This window comes from Halobacillus sp. (assembly GCF_049282395.1).
GTDB lineage: Bacteria > Bacillota > Bacilli > Bacillales > Halobacillaceae > Halobacillus.
In genome coordinates this window covers 1-5,753 of record NZ_JBAPTY010000117.1, presented here as the reverse complement: position 1 = coordinate 5,753, position 5,753 = coordinate 1, and the positions used below count along the sequence as shown (strand labels likewise).

Sequence of the window (5,753 nt, the reverse complement as noted above, 5' to 3'; positions counted from 1 at the left end):
TTATAAATAATTTATTCCAGTATAAGGCCGGATACTGTAAGACTCGATTTCGAGATATTGGTTCACCGTGAAGGTCCTGCGGGGGATGATTCGCTTTCCGCGGGCATGTGCTGAGCCTCCTGATATGAACGAATACGTCAACCCCTCACACTTTTGGCCATCTTTAAGAAGAGAAGTCTTTCCGCTTCTTTTTAAGGGCTTTATTCAGGTTTTCCCGGTAAGGGGGTCAAGTGGTCTCCTTGACGACCTTACCAGGAAAACCTATTCGCAGGAAGCGATGCCATACAGGCTCCTTTCTTTCGGGTTTTCATAAAGGCATAAGTATACGGCACGAAGGCAAAAACGTTCACTGCGGTTTGCAGTCTGATATACGTGGGTTGTCACATTTTATCTTTCCGTATAAAGGCCTTTTCCACTAACTCGAGTCGTGCGTTAGTCGACAGACATAGCACATAGGAGGCGCGTGGATTTGCCTTTCCGGTTTTACTCTTTGCCTTCGAGCCCTATACTTATTGGGGGGACAGCACACCTAGAAACGATTCAATATACAATAACTTCCTTGAATGACAAGCTTTTATTTCCCTTGAGGAAGGTCTTCGACTTCCTGCATCACCGCCCAAATAAATCCAGCTAATTCTCTAGCTACGGCCGCAACCGCTTTTCCTTTTTCCTTCCCTCGGGACATTAAGCGATAATACTTCGTGTGAAGACGATTTTGTGCTTTCCAGGAGATGGCTTGGATCGCTGGAGGAAGTCCGTTCAGGCGTTTCTTTAAATTCCCTTTCACCGCAGGCTTATACCGATAACTCCAGGCTGCTTCGATTAAGAGGCGTCTCGCATGCCGGTTGCCTGTTTTCGTAATTTCTCCTTGGTAGCGTACGTTTCCTGTAGAACGTTCGCTGGGGATCAAACCAAGATACGCCATCAGTTGGCTCGGGGTCGGAAAGCGTTTGAACGAGCCGATTTCAGCCACAAGACTAACCGCGGTAAGGGTAGCGATGCCCCTCAAGGATTGGAGCACTTGAATGACAGGCGCGCGAACCCCTTCCGTAGCCTGACGGTTGATTTCTTCTTCAAACCGTTGGATCCGCTGTTCTAATTCTTGGAGTTGGTGATAGTATTCTTGGAACGTCAAGGTAGAGAGTGGATTTTTAAACGTTAACGCGTCCAGCCACGCTCTATACTTCACGGTCCATTTATTGACTCCTTTGGGAGGCCGGATATTATTCCGCAGCAGAAATTTCGTCAGCCGATGTTTCGCTCGAAGCTCATCTTGTTTGGCATCTTCCCGTGCTCGGACAAGATCCCGAAGAGCTTCATCTTCCGATGTGGGAACATAGATCGATACCAATTCTCCTGCCCGATAAAGCTGCGCAAGTCGGATGGCGTCTCTCTTGTCCGTCTTAATTTTTTCCCCAGGCTTTTGAGGGATTAAAGATGGAGCAATTACATCACAATGAATGCCCATCGCTAGAAATTGTCTGTACAACGGATATCCGGTGGGACCGGCTTCATAACAAAAACGCAAGTTTTGAGGGTCTCCCAACTTTTTAACCAACTTTCGGATCGCCTCCGGCGTGTGGGGAATCATTCCGAAATACCTTGACTTTTCTCTTCCTTCATCCGCAATGGCTACAGCAATTTTTTCTTTAGACACGTCTAAACCAACATATTTCAGGGTACTCTTCATAGTAAGCTAGCTCCTTCCGTAATGTAGCTCTGATAGGGTTTGGGTTTCTTATTTATTCCTTACCCGATTAACCTACGACTTTACGTGTAAGGAGCTAGTTTTTCGTTCATGATAACTCGAGCTAAAGCTCTCCGGGGTCTCACCAGTTCCCCCACAGGAAAGCGAGTTATTTCCCAACCAACCCTTATCCATCTACAGTAACGGACCCAAATATCTCGAAATCAAGTCTTCAAGTAATGGGAGCTTATCTTTAAAATCAATACTGAAGTTTAGTGAAGTCATTAAGTAAGAAAGAAATTGGTGATTTATTTGAGTTACGAGGGCAGAAGGTATAAACTTGTAAATAGAAAATACAAACGTAATAAAGGAAGGTCTGTCCATGGACAATGAACAAGAAATCATGACGGTTTCGCAAGTTGCTGAGTATTTACAAATTAGTGAAGTAACCACATACAAATTGGTACAGGAAGGACGTATACCGGGCTTTAAGATCGGGCGTCACTGGCGGGTAAGAAAAGAAGATTTAAGAGAACATATCAGGAAACTTCAGCATGGTGAGCACTTATAATAAGTACATGCGAAAACCCTCTATAATTAGAGGGTTTTTTTCGTGCGCTTTGTTTTGAATTTATATTATTTTTTCTAACAAACAGGGAGGAAGAAAACGATATAATGAAGATAGAAGTCAGAAGGGGGAAGAAGGTGGAGGCTAATGAGCCGGGTAAACTATACATCAAGAATGTTGGTATTTGTAATCTTGATTTTGACGATGGTTTATTTCATCCATTTCAGGTGGCATATCACTCCGAATGATATTCAGCAAATGATTACGGCTTTTGGCTGGCTATCACCTTTTATCTTTATAGCAGCTTATATGGCTGCTCCGTTTATGATGTTTCCTGCGCCGGTATTGTCGATGAGTGCCGGTTTAGCTTATGGTGTTTGGCCGGGGACTTTGTATATATGGCTGGGGGCGGGCGGGGCAGCAACTACGGGTTACTTGATCGGACGTTTTTTCGGGAAAGCAGTATTTCAATTACATCAATCTTCCTGGTCTGCAAGGGCGGAAGAAAGAATGAACAAACAGGGGTTTTGGTTTGTTCTACTGTTACGGCTTTTCCCTCTCATGGGTTTTAGTATGCTGAGCTACTTGTCAGGTATGACGAAGGTACGTTTCTCTACCTATCTATCTGCAACTTGGATTGGAATTCTGCCCGGTGTTTTTGCTTATGGGACGCTTGGGGCAAGCTTGATGGCTGGAGATCCGTTCATTATCGGGGCGGCTGTCCTGTTACTTGTGATTCTCTTGAGTCTATCATTCTTATTTAGAAATAAAGTAAAAGATTGGCTTGATTTAGAGCAGAATAAAGAGGAAGAGTGAAGGGATGAGAAATGCGTCTGCATTCAAGGGAATGTTCAGTATAAAAGATAGGAAGCTCCATTTTAGCGGGAAATGGAGCTTCCTATCTTTTTATTTCTAGTGTTCTGTTCCATAAAAAATATCATTCTCAGTTTCTCAAAATAATAAAAACAAGATAAACGATATACATCGTCAGAAGGATGAAACCTTCTCTTTTTCCAATCTTATAATGAGTCCTCGAGAATAAGAGCAGCAATAAGCTCAAGGCAATCATGATCATCACGTCGGTAAATATCTTTCCGTTCACCGGTAAAGGTGTAACAACAGCTGAAGCCCCAAGAACGAATAAGATATTGAAAATATTACTACCTACCACATTCCCAAGCGCAATTCCGCTTTCTTTCTTCAATGCAGCGGAGATGGAGGTTACCAGTTCAGGAAGTGATGTGCCGATCGCAATGATGGTTAACCCGACTAAGGTTTTACTCATCCCAAGATCTAAAGCGATGGCTGTGCCGCTGTCGACGACCATGTCCCCGCCAAAAATAATCGCTGCTAATCCGGCTAACGTTAAACCAATGTTTTTCCCCCACTTAATCGTTGAAGGAATGGGTTCCTCTTTTGAATCTTTTCGACTTTTCAGGCCTACTTCAATCACATAGTACATGAAAATAGATAAAAACAATAAAAAGATGATGCCGTCACTGCGTGTGAGCAGGTTGTCACTTAATCCCTGTAACTCTATATCACTGATCAGGACGAGTAACGCTCCGCTGGCAAGCAGTGTAAACGGGATTTCTTTTTTGGTCGTTTCACTTTCTACCATTAAGGGATAGAGGAAGGCTGCGATCCCTACCACTAACGTGATGTTGAAGATATTACTTCCTACCACGTTCCCGAGCGAAACCTCAGCATTTCCCTGTAAAGCGGCAAGGATACTGACGGTTGCCTCAGGTGAGCTTGTGCCAAAAGCTACAATCGTTAACCCGATTAAGATAGGTGGAACACGGAGCAGCCTGGCAATGTTGGAAGATCCATCAACGAATAGATTGGCTCCTTTAATTAATAACCCGAAGCCGACAAGTAAGAGAACGTAAGCCATAATTGCTCTTCCAACTCCTTTTTAATTTTTCATGATTTAACCATACCTTGTTTCGTTAGTGTTGAAAAGTAAAGGTTTAATAGAAGACCCACCATCATAAGAGCTTAGCCTCAAGGAACTGTTTGCTTGGATAATAGGTCATCTGTTCCACAGCTCGTTAGTTGAACATGCAAGTAAAAAACTGCGCTCCTGCTTTAATTCATAAACATTCGTCTATAAAAAATTGAAAAGAAAGGTTGGCAACAGAAAGTGAGTTGTGTAGAATAAAACACGTACATTAATAATTATAAAATACATAATGTTCGTATTTTGTGTGGTGAGAGGAGAAAAAGTATGAGTTTAGCACAAAGGATAAGTTTTTTAATTGGAGGACTGCTTTTCGTTTTCTTAATGGCGGGGTGTGGGGAACAGCCCGAGGATGCAGCAGCGGCTGATAAAGAAAAAGAAAAGGTAATCGGAATCATAGGTCCCATGCAAGTGGAAATTGACATTCTTCATTCTGATATGGAAGTAGAAGAAACAACGGAAAAAGGTCAATTAACCTTTTACGAAGGAACATTAGAAGGACAGCCGATTGTCCTTGTGAAGTCTGGAATAGGGAAAGTGAATGCGGCTTCGGCAGCTCAAATGCTTATCAGTGAGTTTGATGCGGATGTATTGATTAACTCAGGCGTAGCGGGGGGAATTCATCCTGATTTAGGTCTTGGAGATATCGTTATTTCTACAAAGACGGTGCATCATGACATGGACGAAACGGCTAAAGATTTCAAGCCGGGACAGATTCCATACATGGACACCAGGTATTTTGAAGCGGATCAGGAACTGATACAGCTGGCTAAGAAAGGCACAAAGGATCTTCCTGATTATGTAGATGTGTTCAAAGGACCGATTGCGACCGGAGACCAATTTATTGCAAGCGAAGAAAAAACGGAATGGATTTATGAAACGTTTGATGCGTATGTCGTGGAGATGGAAGGAGCGGCTGTTGGACAGGTTGCCTACTTAAATGAAATCCCGTACGTCGTCATTCGTTCAGCTTCCGATGATGCAGGAGAAGAAGCGGCTGGAATTCAGGAAAACTTTGTGGAAGAAGCCGCTAAGAACTCCAGTCATGTGATTGAAGAAATGCTAAAAGGGATGTAGGAAAGATGGGAAACCGCAATGGCTAGAACGGCTGTGTAAAGTAAACGCAGCCAGCCGGCCAATAATGCGAAGCCTGGGTGGAAAGGCTTCAGGAACATATAAAAACCCCATGCTACGATTAAATCCATAATAACAATAATGAGCCATCCAAGTATCTCAAGACGAAACAAGGATTGAGAAGCTTGGATGTTTTTTAATGTAACTGCTGCATCCCCATCCACGACTAATGTACTGTGAACATACCCCTGAGCAAAAAAAGCAGCCAATGTCATGACAAGTAAGGCGACACCTGAAAAGAAAGCTGCTTTCTGCTGTATGTTCTGATTCTTTGTTCTCCTTGTTTTCACATAAAATCCTCCTCGAATTTGATTTCATACCTATTGTATTTTGTCTGAGGAAGATTTTCCTTGACTTAAATCAAGGAACCGGCGTTTTTAGAAATTTAGGAGCGTGATTTT

At 43.0% G+C, this 5,753-nt stretch carries 6 protein-coding genes; 3 read left to right on the top strand and 3 right to left on the bottom strand.

All coding sequences use genetic code 11. From position 1 onward, the window contains the following. Window positions 1–574: 574 nt before the first annotated feature. Window positions 575–1,690: an IS110 family transposase gene (locus WAM07_RS05605; protein WP_422165466.1), complete on the bottom strand. Its 1,116-nt coding sequence runs from the start codon at window positions 1,688–1,690 to the stop codon at window positions 575–577. A 379-nt stretch (window positions 1,691–2,069) separates the two neighbouring features. On the opposite strand from WAM07_RS05605, the gene WAM07_RS05600 reads away from it, so the two are divergent. Together WAM07_RS05600 and WAM07_RS05595 are read left to right on the top strand one after the other, a co-directional pair. Further along, window positions 2,070–2,258, top strand: coding sequence for a helix-turn-helix domain-containing protein (locus WAM07_RS05600; protein ID WP_014642694.1), 189 nt, complete (start codon window positions 2,070–2,072; stop codon window positions 2,256–2,258). Window positions 2,259–2,402: 144 nt separating this feature from the next. After that, window positions 2,403–3,071 (top strand): TVP38/TMEM64 family protein, encoded by a 669-nt coding sequence (locus WAM07_RS05595; RefSeq protein WP_422165464.1) that lies wholly within the window; start codon window positions 2,403–2,405, stop codon window positions 3,069–3,071. A 127-nt stretch (window positions 3,072–3,198) separates the two neighbouring features. Here WAM07_RS05595 and WAM07_RS05590 read toward each other — a convergent pair whose 3' ends face one another. Further along, window positions 3,199–4,152, bottom strand: a complete 954-nt coding sequence (locus tag WAM07_RS05590) for a calcium/sodium antiporter (RefSeq protein ID WP_422165462.1) — start codon at window positions 4,150–4,152, stop codon at window positions 3,199–3,201. Window positions 4,153–4,485: 333 nt separating this feature from the next. On the opposite strand from WAM07_RS05590, the gene WAM07_RS05585 reads away from it, so the two are divergent. Continuing rightward, window positions 4,486–5,295, top strand: a complete 810-nt coding sequence (locus WAM07_RS05585; RefSeq protein ID WP_422165460.1) for a 5'-methylthioadenosine/adenosylhomocysteine nucleosidase — start codon at window positions 4,486–4,488, stop codon at window positions 5,293–5,295. Here the strand turns inward: WAM07_RS05585 and WAM07_RS05580 are convergent. Then, window positions 5,262–5,642 carry a DUF4386 domain-containing protein gene (locus WAM07_RS05580; protein ID WP_422165458.1) on the bottom strand — a complete coding sequence of 127 codons (381 nt, stop codon included), beginning with the start codon at window positions 5,640–5,642 and terminating at the stop codon, window positions 5,262–5,264. The two genes, WAM07_RS05585 and WAM07_RS05580, sit on opposite strands and share 34 nt — an antisense overlap. Window positions 5,643–5,753: the final 111 nt, after the last annotated feature.